General features: G+C 56.9%; 13 protein-coding genes. 6 read left to right on the top strand and 7 right to left on the bottom strand.

Translation table 11 applies throughout. From position 1 onward, the window contains the following. Positions 1–258: 258 nt before the first annotated feature. From NE637_RS08660 to NE637_RS08675, 4 genes are all read right to left on the bottom strand, one after another. Positions 259–1,392 carry a DUF4198 domain-containing protein gene (locus tag NE637_RS08660; protein ID WP_227118572.1) on the bottom strand — a complete coding sequence of 378 codons (1,134 nt, stop codon included), beginning with the start codon at positions 1,390–1,392 and terminating at the stop codon, positions 259–261. Positions 1,393–1,526: 134 nt separating this feature from the next. Then, a complete protein-coding gene (locus tag NE637_RS15885; RefSeq protein WP_227118573.1) occupies positions 1,527–1,907 on the bottom strand; it encodes a ComF family protein in 381 nt (126 codons plus the stop codon). A 487-nt stretch (positions 1,908–2,394) separates the two neighbouring features. Beyond that, the gene (locus tag NE637_RS08670; protein WP_227118574.1) at positions 2,395–3,081 is read right to left on the bottom strand and encodes a flavodoxin family protein; all 687 of its coding nucleotides are present in this window, start codon (positions 3,079–3,081) and stop codon (positions 2,395–2,397) included. After that, positions 3,078–3,704 (bottom strand): MBL fold metallo-hydrolase, encoded by a 627-nt coding sequence (locus tag NE637_RS08675; RefSeq protein WP_192112481.1) that lies wholly within the window; start codon positions 3,702–3,704, stop codon positions 3,078–3,080. Before NE637_RS08675 ends, NE637_RS08670 begins: the two co-directional genes overlap by 4 nt. Before the next feature lie 337 nt (positions 3,705–4,041). Here NE637_RS08675 and NE637_RS08680 point away from each other — a divergent pair, with 337 nt between their 5' ends. Then, the gene (locus NE637_RS08680) at positions 4,042–6,591 is read left to right on the top strand and encodes a tetratricopeptide repeat protein (protein ID WP_227118575.1); all 2,550 of its coding nucleotides are present in this window, start codon (positions 4,042–4,044) and stop codon (positions 6,589–6,591) included. 250 nt (positions 6,592–6,841) lie between these two features. Here the strand turns inward: NE637_RS08680 and NE637_RS08685 are convergent, their stop codons facing one another. Next, positions 6,842–10,105 (bottom strand): DEAD/DEAH box helicase, encoded by a 3,264-nt coding sequence (locus tag NE637_RS08685; RefSeq protein WP_256267688.1) that lies wholly within the window; start codon positions 10,103–10,105, stop codon positions 6,842–6,844. A gap of 152 nt (positions 10,106–10,257) precedes the next feature. Here NE637_RS08685 and NE637_RS08690 point away from each other — a divergent pair, with 152 nt between their 5' ends. The 5 genes from NE637_RS08690 to NE637_RS08710 all read left to right on the top strand — a co-directional run bounded on the left by NE637_RS08690 (position 10,258) and on the right by NE637_RS08710 (position 18,669). Then, positions 10,258–11,973, top strand: a complete 1,716-nt coding sequence (locus tag NE637_RS08690; protein WP_227118577.1) for a peptide-binding protein — start codon at positions 10,258–10,260, stop codon at positions 11,971–11,973. Between the two features lie 234 nt (positions 11,974–12,207). Further along, the gene (locus NE637_RS08695; RefSeq protein WP_192112485.1) at positions 12,208–14,373 is read left to right on the top strand and encodes a RelA/SpoT family protein; all 2,166 of its coding nucleotides are present in this window, start codon (positions 12,208–12,210) and stop codon (positions 14,371–14,373) included. Positions 14,374–14,898: 525 nt separating this feature from the next. After that, the gene (locus tag NE637_RS08700) at positions 14,899–16,668 is read left to right on the top strand and encodes a methyl-accepting chemotaxis protein (protein WP_227118578.1); all 1,770 of its coding nucleotides are present in this window, start codon (positions 14,899–14,901) and stop codon (positions 16,666–16,668) included. A gap of 287 nt (positions 16,669–16,955) precedes the next feature. Beyond that, positions 16,956–18,245 carry a chromate efflux transporter gene (gene chrA / locus NE637_RS08705; protein WP_227118579.1) on the top strand — a complete coding sequence of 430 codons (1,290 nt, stop codon included), beginning with the start codon at positions 16,956–16,958 and terminating at the stop codon, positions 18,243–18,245. A gap of 118 nt (positions 18,246–18,363) precedes the next feature. Further along, positions 18,364–18,669 carry a thiosulfate sulfurtransferase GlpE gene (locus NE637_RS08710; RefSeq protein WP_215648532.1) on the top strand — a complete coding sequence of 102 codons (306 nt, stop codon included), beginning with the start codon at positions 18,364–18,366 and terminating at the stop codon, positions 18,667–18,669. Positions 18,670–18,814: 145 nt separating this feature from the next. Here the strand turns inward: NE637_RS08710 and NE637_RS08715 are convergent, their stop codons facing one another. Then, positions 18,815–20,437, bottom strand: coding sequence for an outer membrane homotrimeric porin (locus NE637_RS08715; RefSeq protein ID WP_227118580.1), 1,623 nt, complete (start codon positions 20,435–20,437; stop codon positions 18,815–18,817). A 170-nt stretch (positions 20,438–20,607) separates the two neighbouring features. Next, positions 20,608–21,000 (bottom strand): squalene cyclase, encoded by a 393-nt coding sequence (locus NE637_RS08720; RefSeq protein ID WP_192112489.1) that lies wholly within the window; start codon positions 20,998–21,000, stop codon positions 20,608–20,610. Positions 21,001–21,229: the final 229 nt, after the last annotated feature.

The raw sequence follows: 21,229 nt of genomic DNA on the forward strand, positions 1-21,229 counted from the left end.
CGCCGCGCAGGCGTCCCAAACTCCGCCAGAGGGCGGAATAACAAGCCCAAAGGGCAGCAAGAAGAATTCACTTCGCGAAGCTTGGGCGAAATCGCACGCCGCGCAGGCGTCCCAAACTCCGCCAGAGGGCGGAATAACAAGCCCAAAGGGCGGCATAAAACACGCAAGGGAGGCGAGACCACGCTCCCGCGCAGGCATGAAACGCAAAAGTCCCCGGTCACGCTTCACCGTAACCGGGGACTCCCAATTTTCAACAAGCTAGCGCTTCCGCGCCTCGCTGGAAATACTGTCCACATACAACCAGAACAGCGTTCCCAGTTGCAGGGGCTTGGGCTGTCCGTCAGGCCCCTTGAGCGGATCGCCGGGAATGCTGGCCATACAACACCACCAGCCGGGCTGGTTCAACACAAAGGAGAATTCCCCCTTGTTGTTGGTGCGCGCGGCGATATCCTCATGCCATGAGGTCGGCACGGGGCGCTTTTCGGTATTTATGCGCGCCATGCGTACAGAAGCGGCGGCAAGAGGTTTGCCATCCATAAGCACCACGCCGGAAAACATGGCAGGCGCAGTAAGGCCAAATGGGCGGGAAAGCGGTACGATTTCAAAACGCTGGCCCACAGGCAGGCTCCAGCCGCGTTCAACGCCGTACACAGGCAGGGTTGTTTTGACGTAATGCTGCAAAAAGCGTCCGTGTGCGGCATCCCACCAGGGGCGGCCTTCAATGATGAACTGGTATAGGCCGGGTTTGGTCAGGGCAACGTTGGCCCCCCATGCCTTCTGGTTCAGGTAGCGGATTTCTTCCATGTCGCCTAGCAAGTCGCGCCGTTCGGGCTGCGCCACGCCGTCTTTTACCGGTGTGGTGCTGTCGTAACGCAGCACCGCAAACATCTGCGGCATGTCCATGACCAACCCTTCGTACTGGAAGGGGCGCATCATGGTGATAAGCACGTCTACTTCTTCATCTATCTGCGTGTCAGCGGGTGCTGGTGCGGCGGCAGCCTGTTCCGGTTTGGCCGGGGCGTCTGCCGGGGCGGCCTCGCCGTTGGGCGCGGGTTTGCCTTCAGAAGCGGGTTTGCCTTCGGCCGTGGGCGCAGCGGGGGCTTGTTCCTGCTGTTTGCCTGAGGCATCAGCGGGTTGTTCTGCCTTGCCGGATGATGTTTTGGCGTCCTGCTGGCGTTTTTCGTCTTTTTTATCCTCGCGTTTGGCGGGGGCGTCCTGCTTGGGGCGGGGGGTGGGTGCTTCAATGCTGGGCTGGCTGGGCACCAGCAGGGTCACCTGCGCCTGCGCGGATGGCGCAAAAAAAAGGAAGGACAAAACAGCCCAACACGCGGCGACAACTGCACTTTTATGTTCAAATAACCCCAGATGACAGGAACGGTGTGCGCTGGGCATGAAATCTCCTGTGCGCCCAAGCCTGCGATATGCAGAGGGATTGGCTCTGTTTCCGCACGTAGAGGGCGGGGCGCTAGTGTATGTGACCTGTGTATAGCCCAAGAGCATGAGCTTGTCATGTGCTGCGTGCACACTCACCCCGCATGGCTTGGCATATCCGAGGCTTCGGTGGCTGTGTTGAGCGGCGTTCTGGCCGCAAAGACCGCATCCACCCGCGTGGCTCCACTTGCGAGCAGGGCGCTGGCTGCGGCGTTCATGGTGCTGCCCGTGGTCATAACGTCATCCACAATCCATACGCGCAGCCCCCTGGCCTCAGGCGAGGCGGCAAAACTGTGACGCACGTTGCTGCGCCGGTCTTTTGCCCCCAGGTGCGTCTGCTCCTGACCGGGCACAGGGCGGGAAAGCAGCCTTGAAGACAAAGGCAGGCCTGACAGGCCATGCAGGGCACGCGCCAGTTCGTGGGCCTGATTGTATCCTCGGCGGCGCAAATGGGCGGCATGCTGCGGCACTGCCACTATGACATCCGGACGGGGCAGGCAGGCTACGGATTCAAGCAGAAAATTTCCCAGCAGGGGGGCAAGGTACAGATGCCCGTCAAACTTGAACCGAAGCAGGGTGTGCCGCAGGGCTCCCTGATAGAGGCCGTAGAAAGCAGCTCCGCTCCACGGCGGGGGATTTTGAAGGCATGCGCCGCAGATGCTGTTGCCAGCCTGTGGATCAGAAGGCGGAATTCCGCAGCGCGGGCATCTGGGCCCGGCGTATGGGACAAGCTGAGTCCTGCATTGGGGGCAAAGGAGGGGTTCCGGCGCTGTCGTGGCATGGGCGTGCGCCGCAAACGCAGGGGAAAAGGGACGCAGACAGTGCAAACAGCGGTCTTGGTTCAGCCCCAAAGCGTTTTGCATGCGGGCCAGTGCAGAACCCAGCCAGCCGCAACGTACAGTTGGGCGCGTCTGGGGATTGTCATGCGACATGGGTGAGGAACGGGGTGCAAAATGCTGCGGTCTATGATTTGGCCGCATCATCGGGCAGGGGCTGGGTCAGTTCATAGCTGGCATTTTTTGTGGCGAGCCTGTGCCCCCAGTCGTGCCCCCAGGCGTGCAGGGCGGCCATTACAGCAGGGCGTTCGTGCAGATCCTTGATTGATTCAAGCCCGCGTAGCAGTCGGGTTTCCCGAACGGCAGCCCCAAGGGGGGCCAGAAAGTATTTGAGCGAAAGCAGAGAGCCTGAAAACAGCAGATTGCCGCGCCGCCGCCCTGCGGTCATGGCTACAAGCACGGGCTTTGCGCGGGAAAGCGGCAGGGGAACGCGGTCTTCACCTCCCTGCAGCATCCAGAAACGCTGGGTTCTGTCGATGAGCGCCTTGAAGTGCGCGGGCAGAAAATAGAAATAAATGGGGGAAGAAATCATGACCAGCTGTGCTTCGTTGATCATCTGAAAAATTTCTTCGGCCTGGTCCATCTGGGCGCAGGCATCATTCTGGCCGGGGAGGGGCCGGCTGGCCAGAATGCATTTGTGCGGCGGCCTGGAGCAGCCGCCGCACCCCGTACAGGGCGAATATGCATAGTCGCGCAAGGCTACAGTGCGCGCTTCAATTCCGGCTTCGGCCATGCCCTTTGTAAAAAGGTTTGCCACCGAATCAGAAACGCCTCCCACATGAGGACTGCACTGGAGCACAAGCACGTTGTTCATAGCTGAAATTCACCGCAAAAAGGATTGCTCTTTTTTTCATCGCCAATGGTGGTGGAGGGGCCGTGCCCAGGGTACACCACTGTGTCTTCCGGCAGTTTGAAAAGTACTTCCGTCACCGAGCGCAGCAGGCCGTTGTGGTCGCCGCCGGGAAAGTCCGTGCGGCCAATGGAGCGATAAAAAAGTGCATCACCTGTAAAAACAAGTTTTTCAGTAGGAAAAAACAGCGAAACTCCGCCCGGGGTGTGCCCAGGGGTGGCAAGCACCTCGCATTCCATGCCGCCGAACGAAGTCTTGCCCAGAGCTATGGGTTGCGACTGATACGGAGTCACAGTGGGAAAGCCCCACAGGCCGCCTTGGGCGGATTCCGTCCCCTCAAGGCAATCATCATCGGCACTGATGTATACAGGCGCTCCTGTGGCCTTCTGCAGGGCCGCCACGCCGTAAACGTGGTCGAAGTGCCGATGGGTAATGCAGATGGCAGCCAGTTTCAGACCGTGCGTAGCCAGATACTCCAGCATGGGATCCGGGTCGCCGCCCACGTCCACCGCAACGGCCTGAGTGCCGCTGTGGATAAGGTAGCTGTTGGTCTGCAAAGGGCCGAGGGGAAACGTGGCAACTGGCATAAAGGTTCCTTTGGCTTGTCGATATCAGGCGCGCAATGGTTTGCTGCGCGCAAAATTACCGACTTTGGATATACTATCTTGGATTGTGTTCACAGGCAAGCGCCTGGCGCGTTAACAACGCGGCAGCGGCAAAGTTTTACCCGCCACGGTAGTCAATACGCTTAAAATTTAGCCGCACAATGGGGCAAAATCAAGTTGCGCGCATAGGTTAGCCTCGGCGGGCAGCTCCGGACATGGAACTGGAATGGCAAGGCCTTTCCGTGATGGTCTGACAGATGGGGACTCTCTGTCTTGAAATTTTCTAGACAAGCAGCCTTTGCCACACTACAATTTGAAGATGCAAAAAAACTGCCCGCAGCTCGAACTCGCGCGTGAAGACCTCATGGAAATGGAAGGCCTGTTGTGTGAACAATTGTCTTCATTCCTGTCCTTTTCAGGGCACGCCCTGTATTTTCCCACCAGCCGCGCGCCCGAAGAGCCGCAGTTGCTGTCGCGGGAGCGCAGGCTGCTGCTGCCCTTGCGGCGCGACGACCATCTGCTTGGCGTTGCCATGCTGCACGGCGTCAAGGCGCGCGAGGCCCGGCCCCTTTTGCCTTTTCTGCCTGCCATAGCGGGCCTTTGCCTGGAGAATCTTGCCAGAGCCAAGGCCATGCGCACGGATTCCGTTACCGGGCTTGCCACAGAAGAGGCCCTGTTTGCGCATATGGAAAATGCCGCAGAGCGCTTGCGGGCCTACCTGGAAGAGCCGGGCGCGGAAGAAAGCGGCCCCGCGCCCCTGCACTGGCTGTGCATGGGGATTGTGCTGTTGCGTCTTGGTAACGGGGATTCTGTGGTACGGCGCGGCGGGCATGCTTTTGCAGAAAAATATCTCAAGGCTCTGGCAGACGCCTGCCGCGAAGCCCTGCCATCGGATGTTCTGGCAGCGCGTGTGGGCCGCTGGGAGATTGCCCTGCTCTTTCCCGCCAGCGGACGCGGCGCCTGTCACAAGCTGGCCCGCGCAGCACTGACGCGTATGGAAGCGGTGCGCATGCCCTATCCGTTGTTGAAAAAGCCCGTGCACCCGCGCCTCTGCGCCGGGCATGCGCTGTATCCACAGGATATGCGCGGTACAGAAATGCACCTGGAGATGCACGATCAGGCCCGCCTGTGCATGGATCGCGCCCGCCTTGCCGCAGATGTGGCCGGGCAGGAGGCTGACGGCGCTCAGGCTGTGGAAAGCCGCATTATGCCCTTTGCGCGCATACTGCAAGAAGGGGGCATGGTGCTGGAATCCCTGCCGCTGGGCCGCGTGCGGCTTAGCCTCGGACGTCAGGCCAAGGCCCGCGAGGGCATGCGCTTTGCCCTGTGGGGACAGGCGGAAAGCGGTTCGCCCCGTTACAAGGGCGAGCTGGTGGTGCTGCACACGCGGGATACGGATTCCGTTGCCGAGGCCCTGCATCTGGTTGACGTTACCTGCCGCCCCGAGGTGGGGGACAGGCTCACTTTGCTGGGTGAGACGCCCGTTTTGAGCCCGGATCTGGACGAACAGGATTTTTCCGCCGCGCGCCCTGCCATTCCAGATGCGGCGGTGGCCGTGCAGGAACAAAACCAGAGGGCAGAATCTGCCGAAGGTGGCAAACACGCCGCTGCTGCGTGCGGTGCTTCCGCATCTGCCGTGCCCCAGCCAGCAGAATGTGCTGGCGGTTTGTGCGGTCACGGTGATTTTTTGAACCGTTTTGCCGTGGAGGCGGAGCGACGCAACCGTTTTACGCTTTGTCTGCTGCGGCTGGAGCCGGGCAATTCTGATGCGGGCGATGCCGCGCATCCGGATGCCGTGCCGCTGGACGGCATGCACGATGCTGCGAACCGGCAGGGGATTATTGAAACTGCCCTCAGCGTATGGCGCGATGCCCTTGGCAATGCGCAGAACCTGCCGCAGCCGATGGCTGGACGCTACGGCAGCAACAGTCTGATATTTTTCCATCCGGATGTGGAAGCGCAAGCCCTTGTGTCTCTGTACGAGGGGGTGTGCGGTGAACTGAGCAGCCGTGGCATTTCGGCTTCTGTGGGCCTTGCGGGTTATCCCTTCCTTCAGTTCCGAAGGGGTGAAATGCCCGACTGCGCCCTGAAGGCTCTGGAATACGCCCTGCTGTTGCCAGCCCCCAAGGTGGGGGTGTGCAATTCGCTTGCGCTCAACATTAGCGCCGACAGGCGGTACAGCCTCGGCGATGTTTTTGGCGCGGTGGAAGAATACAAACTTGCGCTGCTGGCTGACGAGGCCAATGCCATGGCCTGGAATTCCCTTGGCGTATGCATGGCGGCCCTTGGGCGGCAGCACGAAGCCCGGCGGCATTTTACGGAGGCCCTGCGGCACGGGCCGGATAAAGCCCTTGCCGAACAGATTTACTACAATCTGGGCACGGTCTGCCAGGGGCTTGGCGAAAAGCGCGCAGCAGCCCGGTATTACCGGCAGTGCGTCAAGGTTTCGCCCGAGCACCAGTTTGCCCACATCCGTCTTGGGCAACTGTGCGAACAGGGCGGCAGAAGGGCCGAGGCCCGGCGTTTTTATGAGATAGCCGCAGCCCTTGAGGATGCGCGCCCCGGCGCGCCCAGCCTTGCCCGCAGGCACCTTGCGCGTGTGGCTGTGCGCCAGCGCAAGGGCGGCGAGGCGCGTGAGCTGCTGCACGAGGCTCTGGTACGCAATCCGCAGGATGCCGCCTCCATGTTGCTGCTGGCAAATATCTATCTGGACAGCAATGAAGATCCGGCCATGGCGGAACTGCTGGCCCGCAAAAGCGCTGGCCTGCACGACAAGCCCGAAGCGTGGGAAACTCTTGCCCGCGCCCTGCGCAAGCTTGGGCGGGAAGAAGAAGCCCGTGTGGCTGAAGCCAAGGCTGTGCTTTCCTAGCTTTTCAGAAGCAGGTTACCGCAGGGTGTGTTGCGAACAGCCCGCTGTTTGCAGAGAGCATTTTGCGGAAAGGGCAACGCAACTTGCCGCTGAAACTGTCTCCCGGTTCCTGCTCCCGCATAGCTTTTTTCTGGCTCTTAAACCGCCCTTTGGGGCGGTTTTTTCATGCCCGAAGCAGAGTCCGAAACGCAAGCAAGGCCCCCTGTCGCCAGAGGGCCTTGCTGTTATGTCATTTGGGCAAAGCTTGAAGCTACACGTCAAAGAGCATTTCCAGATCTTCACGCGTGAGCGACTTCCAGGTGTCCTGACCGGGAATGATGGCTTCCGCCACGCCGCGCTTGGCTTCCTGCAATTTGAGAATCTTCTCTTCCACCGTGTTCTGGCAGATGAGTTTGTAGGAAAAGACCTGACGGGTCTGACCGATACGGTGGGTACGGTCTGTGGCCTGACTTTCCACGGCGGGGTTCCACCACGGGTCGTAGTGGATAACGTAGTCGGCCGAGGTCAGGTTGAGGCCCGTGCCGCCAGCCTTGAGCGAGATCAGGAAGATCGGGATTTCAGGCGTATTGTTGAACTTGTCTACCTGATCGAAACGGTCTTTGCTCGCGCCATCGAGGTAGCAGAAGGGAATCTGAGAAAATTCCAGCCACTGCTTGATGATCTGGAGCATCTGCACAAACTGCGAGAAGACGAGCACCTTGTGGCCGCCTTCCACAATTTCCATGACCATGTCCTTGAAGGCATCGAACTTGCCAGAAGGCAGGTTGTTGGAGAAGCCGGGCATGTCGAGCTTGAGCAGGCGCGGGTGGCAGCAGATCTGGCGCAGTTTGAGCAGGGCGTCGAGAATGGACATCTGGCTTTTGGCAAGGCCTTTTTCGTCCACATCGGCCAGCACCTGGGCGCGCAGCTTGCGGGCCAGGGCTGCGTACAGTTCGGCCTGCGCTTCTTCCAGCGCGCAGCAGGTGACGCTTTCCACCTTGGGCGGCAGATCCTTGGCCACTTCGGCCTTGGTACGGCGCAGAATGAAGGGACGTACACGGGTGCGCAGATAGTCCAGCGTTTCAGCGTCGCCGTCCTTGATGGGCTTGACGATGCCCCGCTGGAAGGCGTGCTGCGAACCCAGAAAGCCCGGCATGAGGAACTCGAACAACGACCACAGCTCGAAAAGGTTGTTTTCGATGGGAGTGCCCGAGAGGCACAGGCGCATGCGGGCATTGATGCGGCGCACGGCGCGGGCTGTGATGGTATTGGGGTTCTTGATGTTCTGGGCTTCGTCAAGAATAACGGTGTTGAACTCGTATTTTTCCATCTCCTCCAGATCGCGCCGCAACAGCGCGTAGGTGGTGATGATGAGATCCGAGCTGGAAATATGCTTGAACATACCTTCGCGGCGGGTGCCATAGATGGTCAGCCGCTTGAGGCCGGGAACGAACTTTTCCGCTTCGCGCTCCCAGTTGGGCAGCACCGAGGTGGGCACCACAATAAGGTTTGGCCCGTCATGGTGCACATCAATCATGTGCTGGATAAAGGCCAGGGTCTGCACGGTTTTGCCAAGGCCCATTTCGTCGGCAAGAATACCGCCGAACCCGTATTCCGAAAGGAAGTTGAGATACGAAAGCCCCTGCACCTGATAGCTGCGCAGGTTGGCGTTGAGCGCCTTGGGCGGCGTGATGGGCCGCACCTCGCGGAACGAGCGGATTTTTTCGCGCAGGTTGTTCCAGAAGGAGTCCGTGGCTGCACCGGGCAGGTCTTCCAGCAGGCTGTCGAGCACAGGGGCTTCAAACTGCTTGAATTTCTGCTGCGGGGGCTTTGAAGGGTCGAGCCCCAGGGCCGTGAGCTTGTGGGAGAGCTTTTCAAGCCACGCTTCGGGCAGGCTGGTATAGGAGCCGTCTTTCAACTGCACATAGCGCTTGCCTCGGGTCCAGGCCTTCCAGATTTTTTCCAGGGGCAGGCTCTGGCCTTCGTATTCCACGTTGATGTCCAGCGAGAACCATTTTTCCTTTTCGTTGCTGACCACCTGCGCCGTGATGTTGGAAGAAGCCGTGCGCACCTTGTAGCGCGAGAGGGCCTTTTCGCCGTAGACGCGGTAGTTTTCGATCAGCTTGGGGTAGGAGTCGAGCAGAAAGGCAATGGCTTCTTCCGGCTCAAGGAACCACAGTTTGCTTGAGCGGGCCTGAAAGTCCATGCCGCTCAGTTCGTTCATCAACTGGGCTTCTTCGTCCTGATGGCGGCGCACCAGATAGGTCTGCCCTTCGTAGGTGTAGCTGCCGGTCTGGAAGTCGGGGTTGGGCCCGTTGAGTGTAAATTCGCCGTGGCGCGTTTCATACACGTTGTCGATTTCCAGCGTCAGCAGGCTGCCTTCTTCATCGAGGAAGAGCTTGGGATTATAGGTGGCAGGCTGGAACACCGGCTCCATGAGCTTGAGGAACTGCTGTGGTTCGTAGAGTTCCGAGGCTGGCAGGCGCGTCCACACTCGGTCGAGAAATTCGGAAATTTCTTCGTGCGGCACAACCGGGCGTTCGTAAATAAGGTTGCGCACCAGCGAGGGATAGAGGCCCGTCTGCACCGGGTAGAAATTATGCTGGTAGCAGACCCACAGGGGCATTTGCCCATGAAAGGTGATGGGCGCGTCTTCCGGCGCGGTGCTCTCGGTCGGGTTGCGGTCGCTGGGATTGCTGCGCCCTGCGCGGATGGGCAGCGGGGGGCGGCCCTCGCGCTTGAGCAGCATTTCAAAGCGAAAGCCCGAATCGTCCAGGATAGGCTTGAGCTTGAGCGCAAAAGGCGTGCTCTCGATGCGGCAGGGCTTGTCAGTGTCCTTCCACAGCAGATAATATTCCTTGCGCACAGACCAGAAAAACCATGAGGTAAGGCCCTGCGGGATTTCAACCCGGTGGCCGTAATAGTCGAGGTGCTGACCGATCTGGCGGGCCACATGCGGCAACTGGGGTGAAAATTCGCACCAGTCGGGGTTCTGGATGATCTGATCCAGCGTTACCTCGTTGTGCACGCTGGAAAGCCCGGATTTGTTCTGCCGCCCACGGAAAAAGGAAACCAGCAGACGCCCCTGTTCCGGTTCAAAGCGGAATATGAGATAGTGGCGGCCTGGTTCCGGTTCCATGTCGGTAGAAAAAAAGTTGCGGAAGCTCTGCTTCCAGTCGGTGCTGGGAGGCGGGGTTTCTTCCGGGTCGCCCTGTTCCTTGCGCAGTTCTTCCACAAGGCGCAAGGCAAGTGCTGCCACATGGCGGCAGATGCCTGAGAACGCATCAGAGCAGTTGCACTGGTGGCGGGTGCTGCGATCCGTAATGGTGAGGCTCAGGCTCGGCGTGAAGACCTGCAGGTCTTCGCCCTGGATGACGCCTTGGACGTCCCAGGTTTCGCCCTCCTGGATATTTATTTTTTGCACCTCACCTTCGGACAGGATATAGTAGGCGGCGTCGCGGATGTATTCCGGCACACTATCGTGCAGGAAAGTCTGGCACATTTCGCGAACGACGCTCTGTTCAGATCGACTCATGGGTTCCCCAAAAATACTCCGTTGAAATTTCTGGAAAATTCCAGAAACGGAGCGATGTTATGACGTTTGCGATAAATAGCACAGGTTGGGGGGCGAAAGCAATATGAAGTGTGACTTTTATGAAAAAAATAAATTTTGAGCGCGCAATCAATATGTTGGAATCAATATCAGCCCAACGGGCCACCCGATTTTACGGGAAAAAGTGGATTCGTTGGGTCACAATTTCATGTGCTTTACTGTGCATTTGTGCATCATCAGCTTTTTGCGCCAATTCTGCGGGTGATCTGCCGGAAGAAACCGGCCTTGCCCCCTCGGGTGCGGCAGTCAGCCCGGCTGGCCCCCCGGCTTCGGGCGGCAGCATATTTTTTGGCACCATTGGCGAGGCTTCAAATCTTATTCCCTACCTCACGTCAGACTCCGCCTCGCATGAGGTTGCAGACCTCATCTACACGGCGCCGCTGCGTTATAACAAGGATTTACAGCCCGAGCCGTGGGCCGCGGAATCGTGGAGCATGGAAGACGGCGGCAAACGCATGCGTTTTACCCTGCGCAAGGGCATATTGTGGGAGGACGGGCAGGAGCTGACCGCCGAAGACGTGGCTTTTACCTGCAAGCTGGCGGCAGACCCTGCCACCGGCAGCCCTTATGCCGAGGATTTTTTGCGTATCAAGGATCTGCGGGTCATTGACCGCTATACGTTTGAAGTGCGCTATGACCAGTTTTTTGCGCGGGCGGTATCCACCTGGATGAACCCCATTTTGCCCAAACATATTCTGGAAGGGCAGAACATCCGTTCCACGCCTTTTGCGCGCAAGCCCATGGGGGCCGGGCCGTATCGGCTCAAGTCGTGGGAGCCGGGGAGCCGCATAGTGCTGGAGGCATCGCCCACCTATTTTGCGGGCAAGCCGCGCATTGACGAAGTGGTGTACAGGATCATTCCCGACAACGCTACCATGTTTATGGAAACCCGGGCGGGCAGACTGGACGTGATGGATCTTTCGCCCCTGCAATACCTGAGGCAGACCTCTGGCCCGGAATGGCAGAGCAGATTCCATAAATTCCGCTACATCGCCTCGGTGTATATTTTCCTCGGCTTTAACCTGGAGCATCCGTTTTTCAAGGATGTGCGGGTGCGGCGGGCCATTTCCATGGCTATCGACCGCGAGGGCCTCATCAAAGGCGTTTTGCTGGGGCAGGGCGTTCCGGCTTTTGGGCCGTTCAAGCCCGGCTCGTGGCCGTACCATCCTGGCCTTAAACCCATGCCCAGAAACATTGCCGCCGCGCGCGCCCTGCTGGCCGAGGCGGGCTTTGCCGATCATGACGGCGATGGCCTGCTTGATCGCGACGGCCAGCCGCTGGCCTTTACCATCCTGACCAATCAGGGCAACGAGCAGCGCATTCTTGCGGCTACCGTCATGCAGTCGCAACTGCGCGAGGTGGGCATTGACGTGCGTATCCGCACCGTGGAGTGGGCGGCCTTTATCCGCGAGTTTGTCAACAAGGGGCGGTTTGACGCCGTGCTGCTGGGCTGGACAATACCGCAGGATCCTGACCTGTTTTCTGTATGGCATTCATCCCAGACCTTTGAGGGCGGGCTGAATTTTACCCACTACCGCAATCCCGAGGTGGACAAGCTGCTTGAAGAAGCGCAATCCACGCCCGATCAGAAAAAGCGCGCAGAACTGTACTATCGCATCCAGGAAATATTTGATGCGGAGCAGCCCTACTGCTTTTTGTTTGTGCCCTATGCCCTGCCTGTGGTGCAGCGGCGGTTTCAGGGCATAGAACCCGCGCTGGCGGGCATAATGTATAATTTTGAAAAATGGTGGATTCCCAAAGCCTTGCAGCATACGCAGATGCAGCCCTAAGCGCTCGCACCGGGAACGGGGCAGCTTTTTTGCTCTTGCCTGCTGGCTTGCAGGCGCATATTCAGACCACGCGGATTTGAACAGGCCCTGGCTGGTTGTCCAGCCGGGGCCGCTGTGTTTGTGGGCTTTGGTCTGCAATTCGGCTGCCCTCGGCGTTGACAAGGCCGCTTTAGTCGGAACATAGTTCCAGAACTGGTTGAAGATATTTTTTTACGCTGTGGGTGGACGTTACGCATGATTCGTATTCAGGAAATTCTCGATAAGGTTTCGGCTGGCAACCCGAACGCGGATCTGGAGCTGATCCAGAAGGCGTATGTGTTTGCCGCCACCGCCCATGCGGGGCAAACCCGCCTTTCGGGCGAGCCGTACCTTTCCCACCCTCTGGCGGTTGCCAGCATTCTGGCGGGCATGGGTTTTGACGAACCCACCATTGCCGCTGGCCTGCTGCACGACACAGTAGAAGACACCAAGGCCACCATCGAAGAGCTGGACGAAAATTTTGGCGAAGAAGTGGCCGATATCGTCGATGGCGTTACCAAGATCAGCCAGATCACCTTTGAGAACAAGGAAGAAGCCCAGGCGGAGAATATCCGCAAGATGATCCTGGCCATGAGCCACGACATGCGGGTTCTCATGGTCAAACTGGCCGACCGCCTGCACAATATGCGCACGCTGGACTTTCAGAAAAGTCATAAACAGAAGCGCATTGCCCAGGAAACCATGGATATCTACGCGCCCCTGGCCAACCGCCTGGGTTTGTACGTGATGAAGCGCGACCTGGAAGACCTGAGCTTCAAATACATGCGGCCCGACATTTACAACCAGATCGATCACTGGCTGGACAACCATCAGGTTGTGGAAAAGCAGATCATCGGCAAGGTTGTGGGCCTGATTCAGGATCTGCTGGAATCAAACGGCATCACCGGGCAGGTTTACGGGCGCATCAAGCACAAGCACAGCATCTATAAAAAGATGCAGGCCCAGTCCATGACACTGGACGAAATGCACGACATCATGGCCTTTCGCGTGCTGGTGCAGGATATCAAGGACTGTTACGCCGTGCTGGGGCTTGTGCACTCCCAGTGGCGGCCTGTGCACGGGCGCTTTAAAGACTACATTTCGATGCCCAAGACCAACGGCTACCAGAGCCTGCACACCACGGTCATCGGGCCGGAAGGCGAGCGTATTGAAATCCAGATACGCACCGAGGAGATGCACAGGCAGGCCGAACACGGCGTTGCCGCCCACTGGCTGTACAAGGAAAAAGGCCGCGTCAACAGTAAAGACCTTGAGCAGTTTGCATGGCTGCGTGAAATTTTTGAGCGCCAGAGTGAAGAAACAGATTCCCGCGAGTTCATGCACTCGCTGAAAATGGATCTGTTCAAGGACGAGGTCTACATCTATACCCCGGCTGGCGATGTTAAGGAACTGCCCGAAGGCGCTACACCGCTGGACTTTGCCTTTGTGATCCACACCAAGGTGGGCCAGCATTGCAGCGGCGCAAAAATCAATGGCCGCCTCATGCCCCTTGGCACGGAGCTGAAAAACGGCGACGTGGTGGAAATCCTCACCGACCCGGCGCGCAATCCCAACCGCGACTGGCTCAAGATTGTCAAAACAGCCAAGGCGCGCAGCCGTATTCAGCACTATCTGCGCACGGAAGAACGCACCCACGCCGTGACCCTTGGTCGCGAACTGCTGGAAAAAGAAGGCCGCAAGGTCAGCCTGAACGTGGGCAAGGCCACCAAGGACGGGCATCTGGCCATTGTGGCCCAGGAAATGAATTTTGACAGCGTGGATGATCTGGTTGCCGCCGTGGGCTATGCCCACACCACACCGCGCAAGGTGCTCAACAAACTGTATGCGGTGCTGCACCCCGAGGCCGCCACTGCTGCGGAACCCGCCACTCCCACCGTAAAGGAAAGCAAGGAAGCTGCCTCCCGCAAGGGCGAGGGCGTGGGCATTTCCGGCGTGGACGGCGTGCTCATGCGCTTTGCCAAGTGCTGCAACCCGGTGCCGGGCGATCCCATTATCGGCTACATCAGCCGTGGGCTTGGTATCAGCGTACACCGTGCCGACTGCCCCAATGTTGCCAATATGGAGCCGGAGCGTCTTATTTCCGTGCATTGGGACGGCATGGAAGAAAAGCCCTACGCAGCAGGCATATTCATTATTGCCAAGAACGAACAGGGCGTTCTGGCCAAGGTTGCCGAGGTCATGGCGCGCAACGGCGTCAACATTATTGGCCTGAACATGGACAATCAGGTGGATGGACGTGCCAAGCTGCGCATTACCGTTGAAGTGCGCGATGCCACCCAGCTCTACCAGCTTATTGAGGCCATTCGCGTATTGCCGCCCATTTTTGAAGTGGTGCGCGATACTGAGGCTGACGCCACGTAATCCGCAATTAAATGCGCTGTAAAAAGCCGACTGCTTGTTGTGAGCAGTCGGCTTTTCTTTGCCTCTGGTGGGGCTGATTGGCGGCTCTATTACAGATAATGGCTGTATATGCAGACAACGTGCCCAGTTCCAGCTGCCGCATGCGGGTTACAGAGGTTTGATATAGAAGTTTAATTTTGTGATAATTTGCACAAATACGAAATAGTTGTATAATAATGTTGCATCTTGAAAAAAATATTGTTTATTCACATGTGTTGTAGATGATTTATTAATTTTATTTGAACTTAATATTGTTGTTTAATAAAAAAATATAATAGTTTTATTGAGAAATACTGTCGAATATTGTTATAATTATTATTTTTATAATAAAAATTAGATACATTGTTAGTATACTATGGAATAAGTAAATTCTGAATATTCAAAAAATGCCCTAAATAAATTTGCGTATTGTAGGTTTAATAAAATATAGTCTAAGCGCATTCAAGATATGTAACCTCTTCATATAAGCATGGGTAGGATACAACTATGCAAAAAATTACGACAATGCAGAAGATGGCAGGCCTGAGTCTGCTCCTGTGCCTGTTCACGGTCATTATTGGCATGTTTGGCGTCAGCCGCCTGAGCAATCTGGCGACTGATGTTGAAGAGTTGAGTTCCATGCACATGAAGGGGCTGGATTTGCTCCGAATGATAAATATTGAAGTATTGCGGATCATCCGGGAAGAAAAAAACCTTATCATCAGCACTTCGGAAGAGGGCAACCGCTTTGCCCTGAATAATCTGCAAAAAGAATATGTGGTGCTGGATAAATATCACAATGAACTGCCGCGCTATTTTATGACCGAGAGCGCCCGCAAGCTGCTTGCCGAACTGAACGGCCTGCTAAGCGAATGGCGTGCCACACACAACAAGATCATTGAACTGGGCAGTTTCGCAGACCCGGCAATGAAAGCAAAGGCGCAGGAAGTTTCGTCCACCACCGGGCGTGGGCTGGCGAAAAAGCTGGCTGATCTTTTGCAGGACATAGGTCAAAAAAAGCTGGAGTTTGCGCAGGAACTGAGCCGCAAAAGCATGCAGGAGTACGAACGCGCGCGGATGATAACCATTGTGGGTGTGCTGCTGTCAGTTTTGGTGGGTCTTGGCGTGGGGTATTTTCTTTCGCGTAACATGCTGCGCCAGCTTGGCGACGAACCTGCCTCGCTCTCAGAACTTGCCTTGCAGATTGCGGGCGGGGATCTGGAGGCAAAGTTTAATCCTGCACGGCCTGAGATCGGCGTTTTTGGCGCGATGAAGCAGATGGTGGCTACCCTGAAGGGCAAAATTGCGGAGGCTGATCAAAAGAGCCAGCAGGCCAAAGAAGAATCCGAGCGCGCCCAAAAGGCCACTGCCGATGCGGAAGAAGCCCGCCGTCAGGCCGAGCGCGCCAAGGCCGAGGGCATGCTTCAGGCTGCCCACCAGCTTGAAGGAGTGGTAGAAATCGTAACTTCCGCTTCCGAGGAACTTTCCGCCCAGGTTGAGCAGTCGAGCCGTGGCGCGGACGAACAGTCCGCGCGTGTGCGCGAAACCGCAACTGCCATGGAAGAAATGAACGCCACTGTGCTGGAAGTTGCCAGAAACGCCCAGCAGGCTGCGGATGTTTCAAACAATGCCAGAAAGCAGGCCATTGAAGGCTCGCAGATAGTCAATGAAGCCGTAAAGGGCATAAGCACCGTGCACACGCAGTCGCTGGCCCTCAAGCAGGATATGGATGCCCTTGGCAAACAGGCTGAGAGCATCGGGCAGGTAATGGGCGTTATTGCCGACATTGCCGACCAGACCAACCTGCTTGCGCTTAACGCCGCCATTGAGGCTGCACGCGCGGGCGATGCTGGCCGTGGTTTTGCCGTGGTGGCGGACGAAGTGCGCAAACTGGCAGAAAAAACCATGACCGCAACGCAGGAAGTGGGCCGGGCCATCAAGGAAATTCAGGAAGGCACAAAGAAAAACATTCAGAGCGTGGAGCACACAGGCGAATCCATTGAAGCTGCCACAAAGCTCTCGGTTCAGTCGGGTGAATCGTTGAAAAATATCCTCGAGTGTGTGCAGCTTGTGAACGATCAGGTGCAATCCATTGCCACCGCCAGCGAGCAGCAGTCTGCCGCCAGTGAAGAAATCAACCGCTCTGTGGAACAGGTGGCCACAATTTCTTCTGAAACAGCTCAGGCCATGGAGCAGGCCTCCAGCGCAGTCGCCGATCTGGCGCAGCAGTCGCAGGCGCTTCAGCATCTGATTGGCGAGATGAAACGCCAAGGCTAGGTGCAATCTTATAAATCCAGACCAGTCAAAGGCCGTCCACTTGGGCGGCCTTTTTGTCGTATTTGCTTTACGCTTTGCTGGTTGGCTGACGCAATTATCTTTACGGCTCCCCTAGGTGGCTATTTTTATTTTTTTGTCGCTCCCGGTATTTTTATCCACAATGCTTGCAGGTGATTGCTCTGCAACGGTGTGGATAGTATCGTGTTCTAAAAAACTGACATGCATTTGCCATATGATGGTTACCCCGCAAAATTCACATGCAACAACCTGATAATCAAAGGAAAGCCATGAGCGAAAATGAAACAAGGACTCAGGTTTCTTTGCGGGAAGCATTCCTTTACTGGTTCAAGCTCGGTTTTATCAATTTTGGCGGGCCTGCCGGGCAGATCGCCATGATGCACAAAAATCTGGTGGATGGCAGGGCCTGGATCAGCGAAAAGGTTTTTTTGCGGGCGCTCAATTTCTGCATGCTCTTGCCGGGGCCGGAAGCGCATCAACTGGCTGTATACATAGGCTGGCGGCTCAACGGCTACTGGGGCGGAACCATTGCCGGGCTGTGCTTTTTGTTCCCCTCGGTGATTCTGATGCTCTTTCTTTCATGGCTGGCAGCCGCCAAGGGGCAGGTTCCCTTTGTGGCCGGGATTTTTCACGGAATCGCCGCCGCCGTTGTGGCCATTGTGATTGAAGCGCTTATCCGGCTTTCAAAAAAATCACTCAAGCACCCAGCACTGTACGCATTTGCTGGCGGCTCGTTTGTACTTGGGCAGTTTCTGGGTGTATCCTTTCCGGTGATTGTTTTGCTGGCAGGTGTGGCAGGGGTCATCCTTGGCAAACTGCGCCCAGACATTTTTTGCCAGAAAAAGCCGGGAACAAATGAATGCCTGACTGACGCGCCGGAATCTTTCACCAATCTGCCGCCTTTGTCCCATCTTTTCAAGGTGGTGGGGATATTCACCGTAATCTGGATGGCTGTGATTCTGCCCGTTTTTGCATGGCGGAGCATGGGCGATATACTTTCCCAGATACCCATATTCTTTACCAAGGCCACCTTTGTGACCTTTGGCGGCGCGTATGCCGTGATTGCCTACATTGTTGAGCACGCGGTTAATCTGGGCTGGCTTACGGAAACGGAGATGCTGCTGGGTCTTGGCCTTGCGGAAACAACCCCCGGCCCGTTGATCATGGTAACGCAGTTTGTGGGTTTTATCGCCGCATGGAATCAGCCCGGAGGCCTGACGCCTATGACAGCAGGCATTCTGGGCGGGCTGCTCACCACCTTTACCACGTTTTTGCCGAGTTTTATGTTTATATTTGCCGGTGCGCCCTACATCGAGGCCATTACAGCCAACAAAAAACTCAATGCCGCGCTGATGGGAATATCCGCTGCTGTTGTGGGCGTTATCCTCAAAATCGGGGTATTTTTTGCGTGGAACACCTTTTTCCCGGCAACGGGATTTGATGCGTTTGCCGTTGGCGTTGCGCTGGTGTCGCTTGTGGCCTTGGTGCGTTTCAAGCTCTCCATGCACGCGCTGGTAGGGTTGAGCGGGCTTGTCGGGCTGATCTGGCAGATGCTCTGATATACGATACTTTGGCTGTGCGTTGCTCGTTTCATTGCTGGCATGGGGAGCAGTCATGGCGATGCAGTCTTGCCCGCACAGGATTTTTATCCTTAACGTCAGACACGTGGGGGAAGGTATGAACGCAACCATTACGCCGCAGGAACTACAGGATATGCTGGCCGCCAATACCGCGACTGTTTGCGATGTGCGCAGGCTGGCTGATTATGAGGCTGACCCGCGCACTATCCCCGGCGCTGCATGGCATGACCCGGAGCAGGTGGACGAGTGGGCGGCGCAGTTGCCCAAGGACAAGCCCGTAGCCATCTATTGCGTGCGGGGCGGCTCTGTAAGCAAGTCTGTTCAGGCCGCTTTGGGGCAGAAAGGTTTTGACGTGCAGTATGTGGAGGGTGGGCTGGCCGCATGGGATGAAGCCCATAAGTAGCTGAACGCCGCATAGGAGGCGCCCATGTGCGGCTTTGCATTGCACTGTATCGTGCTGCCGCAATGGAAACGCCGCTTCCCTGCGAAGGGAAGCGGCGAAGCCTGCGCGCCGGGAAGGGAACGGCGCTTGCAAATGGCTGAGAGGTTTAGAAGCTGTACTGGAAGACAACCTGGGCTTTCCAGGCGTCCTGCTTGTCAAAGCTGCCGTTGCCAGCGCCGTTGTTGTAACTGGCCTTTTTCCATGTGTCCTTGTCGATCATGTTGGCAACGTAGCCGAGTTCCAGATTCACACTCAGGTTTTCGTAGGCCTGCCATGTGTTGACGAGGTTGAATTCCAGCAGCCCGTCGTTGGTGGTCAGGTAGGGGCCGTCGCCGCCGTAGCCAGCCTGCCAGGAGGAGGCATCCTTCATGTACTTGACCATGGAGGTAGCGTTGGTGCCGCCCCAGTATGCCAGACGGAAGGTGTGGGAGACGTTTTCAATAAAGCTCATGTCTTTCAGCTGTGCGCCGATGCCCCAGGTGCCGGTATAGCTCATGCTCCAGTCGCAACCATTGGCAACCGGGCTCCACGAAAGGTTGCCGTCGCCGATAAAGGAGGTGAAGTTGCCCGCGCCAGCAATGGAGGGCATGCGCTCGGAGCCGTTTTTCACGTTGCCATCGTCACCGCTGGCGTACCAGCCGAAGATGCCGGGAACACCCCAGTCCAGCTTGTATTCAACAAGGGCTTTTGCCAGCCAGCCCTGACGCTCGGTGCTGGCGCGCACGCTGTCCACGCCGCGCTTGAGCACATCGTAGCGGCCCATGGCTTCAGAATAGCCATAGTTGATGTCGAATTCGATGTTCAGAGGGTCGAACATGGTGATGGCCACCGGCAGACCCGCCCAGAACACCGAGCCGTATTGCTTGTTGGTGCTGGAGGAATTGAGGGGATTCAGGCCGTTGGCGTAGTTGAAGCCGGGGTTGGTGCCGGGAATGGTGAGGCCAAGTTTGCCGTCGCTGGTTTCCCAGGGCGAACCGTAGGTTTCGTCATCCAGGCCGCGCAGGGAGTTTTTACCGCGCATGCCGTACATGGTCCAGGGGGTGACTTCAACACCGTCAAAACTCAGGGGCATGGAGAGCATGAACAGATCAAGGTTGTCGAGGTAGTTGGTCTTTTCCGTGCTGGAATTGCCATTGCCGTCGACAAACGCGCCGTTAAAGTTGTCGTTGACAGGGCGCGCCCACATAAAGGTGAGGCCCACATTTTCGTTGAACTTGTAGTTGGCGGTCAGGGCTGCAACATCGCAGTCCATAATGGCGGAGCCGCCAGCCACGTTGGGCAGGGCGGCGGCCTGGAGGCCCATGCGCACGCGGGCGTCAGTCTGCGGGATCAGCCAGTCGATGTAGGCGTTTTTAACCTTGACCTGGTTGTTCCCGTCAGCGCCGAGAGCTGCGCCATCGCCCGATTTGCCCCAATGCTGGTCGCCAATTTCAAAATACACCGTGCCGGACAGAGCTTCGGAGGCCACGGCGTCCAACTGGAGGCGGATGCGCTGGGAAGCGCCAAACTGGTCTTCGGTATTGGTTTTGGACTTGGCTCCGTCAGTATCTCTGGTGTTCTTGGTGAGGACGCCTTCGCCCACGCCAAAACCAACCAGCCATTCGCCCTTGGCCTTGAAGTCAATGGCCTTGGCCCCCCCGGCCACGCCCATCAGCATGCCTGCTGCAAGCAGTGTGACCATGCACACCTTTTTAAAGCGGTTCAGACCATTCCTTTCTCGTGAACTCATTCCTTTCTCCTCGTAAAGGGTTTGCGCAACGGCCGCAGACGCCACAGGCTTTTGCAACGCGCGCGTTATTTTTTCAGAAGACATCCCTTGACGGGCTGACGCTTGGCGCGCAGCCTCCGGGCGATGTCCTTGCCCTAATACGCCTCCCTCTGCCGCAAGCGAGGTGGCGATCAGTTTTCCGCGTGGTGATTCTTGTGGTGGCCGCACTTGCAGTTGGCGCAGTTGCCCTTGCAGACGTGCTTTTTCTTTTGCTCGATGAGAACGCGATTGCCGGTAACGGCCATGTCAAAGCCGCTCTTGCCCTTGAATACGATACGTTCTGTGCTGAGACCGCCCAGCAGGAGCGAGGTTTTGAGGGCGTCAACAGCGGAAGGATGTGGGTTGGCTACGTGCCGTACGTCAATGAAAATGCGTTTGCAGTTTGCCTGGTTGCACTGGAGAAGCTCAATAAGTGCAGAGGCCTGGGGAGGATCGAAGCGGGAAGAAACAGAAATGTGGAGGTTGTCGTGGCTGAAACGGTGGCTTAAACCCGTATGGTCGGTAAACACCGGCTGCTGATCCATATTTTTATCTCCGCTTTGCTGAATGTGCATGGCGGTACACTGTCACAGGCAGAGCTTTGTGTCAATAAAAATGAAATTACTTTTCAAATTCAAATTATATCACACTGATTTTATTATTAAAAATTGTACAAAAAATTGTATTTTATGCTAACATGCTCAATTGGAAAAGAAAGATTGCTAATCGATTTTAGGGCTGCAAACAAGGATGGCGTGGAGAGTACTGAAGGTT

The sequence above is a fragment of the Desulfovibrio desulfuricans genome (genome assembly GCF_024460775.1).
Classification (GTDB): Bacteria; Desulfobacterota; Desulfovibrionia; order Desulfovibrionales; family Desulfovibrionaceae; genus Desulfovibrio; species Desulfovibrio desulfuricans_E.